This window comes from Pseudomonas sp. P5_A2_2 (assembly GCF_054177685.1).
Map to the genome: position 1 here is coordinate 1 of NZ_JBGCUL010000963.1, position 1,659 is coordinate 1,659.

Annotated in this window: 2 protein-coding genes; one reads left to right on the forward strand and one right to left on the reverse strand. The window is 59.2% G+C overall.

Translation table 11 applies throughout. The annotated features are described in order from the left end of the window. Positions 1–67: 67 nt before the first annotated feature. Positions 68–1,069 (reverse strand): type I glyceraldehyde-3-phosphate dehydrogenase, encoded by a 1,002-nt coding sequence (gap, locus tag ACXRVY_RS27815; RefSeq protein ID WP_108215125.1) that lies wholly within the window; start codon positions 1,067–1,069, stop codon positions 68–70. A 220-nt stretch (positions 1,070–1,289) separates the two neighbouring features. Here gap and ACXRVY_RS27820 point away from each other — a divergent pair. Beyond that, on the forward strand, positions 1,290–1,659 hold a 370-nt coding region (locus ACXRVY_RS27820), incomplete at its 3' end, for a dihydroxy-acid dehydratase domain-containing protein (protein WP_458238813.1).

Sequence of the window (1,659 nt, forward strand, 5' to 3'; positions counted from 1 at the left end):
GCCCTTACATCCATCGCGAGCAATCGAGCGTCGACCGGCTGCTCCTGCAAGACCGGGGGCGTGCTGCTTATTCAGCGTTGCACAGCGCCAGGCAGTTATCGAGCATGCGGTTGGAGAAGCCCCACTCGTTGTCATACCAGGCCAATACCTTGAGCAGCTTGCCGCTGGCCTTGGTGTGGTTGGCGTCGAAGATCGACGACAGCGGGTTGTGGTTGAAGTCGCTGGAGACCAGCGGCAGGGTGTTGTAGCCAAGGATCTTCGAGTGCTGGCTGGCTTCTTTCAGCAGCGCATTGACCTCATCGGCCGACGCTTCGCGCTTGAGCTGCACGGTCAGGTCCACCAGCGACACATTGATCACCGGTACGCGCACCGACATGCCGGTCAATTTGCCCGCCAGTTCCGGCAGCACCAGGCCCACCGCTTCGGCAGCACCGGTCTTGCTCGGGATCATGTTCTGGGTGGCCGAACGGGCGCGGTACGGGTCGACGTGATAGACGTCGGTCAGGTGCTGATCGTTGGTGTAGGCGTGGATGGTGGTCATCAGGCCGCTTTCGATGCCCAGTTCGCGATGCAGCACCTGGGCCACCGGGGCCAGGCAGTTGGTGGTGCATGACGCGTTGGAAATGATCTGGTGCGATTGGCGCAGAATGTCGTGGTTCACCCCGTAAACCACGGTAGCGTCGGCGCCTTTGGCCGGGGCCGAGATGATCACTTTGCGCGCGCCGGCCGTAATATGCGCGGCGGCTTTGGCCCGATCGGTGAACAGACCGGTGCATTCGAACACGACATCAATTTTTTCCGCGGCCCAGGGCAGCTCGGCCGGGTTGCGGATGGCGCTGACCGAAATGCGGTCGCCGTTGACCGTCAGGCTCTCCTGGTCGTGCTGGACATCGGCATCGAACGTGCCGTGAACGGTGTCGTACTTGAGTAGATGAGCATTRATCGCGCTGTCGCCCAGGTCGTTGATGGCGACGATCTGCAGATCCTGACGGTAGCCTTGGGTATAGAGTGCGCGAAGGACATTGCGGCCGATGCGGCCAAAACCATTGATTGCGATTCGAAGAGTCATATTGCGGCGCTACMGTCGTTTTGTTGTTGGAATTACAAGATTATTCGTAAAAAAATAGAAAACAAGCCTTTTTGATGGCAATATTTTGTTCGATCTACAACGAGTGACCTGAATCAACTGGTCCGAATGGTCAAATAAACCGTTTGTCATCCCATCGACACCGGCCTTTGATCAGCATAGACAATCAGGTCGCCACATCCGTTAGCCTGGRGTTCTACACATGCATCCCCGCGTCCTTGAGGTCACTGAACGGCTTATCGCCCGCAGCCGCGCCACGCGTGAGGCCTACCTTGCATTGATCCGCGGTGCGGCCAGCGACGGTCCGATGCGCGGCAAGCTGCAATGCGCCAACTTCGCCCACGGCGTGGCCGGTTGCGGCAGCGATGACAAGCACAGCCTGCGGATGATGAACTCCGCCAACATCGCGATAGTTTCGTCATATAACGACATGCTCTCGGCGCACCAGCCGTACGAAGTCTTTCCCGAATTAATCAAAAAGGCCCTGCGCGAGATCGGCTCCGTCGGCCAGTTCGCCGGTGGCACCCCGGCGATGTGCGATGGCGTGACCCAGGGCGAACCGGGCATGGAAC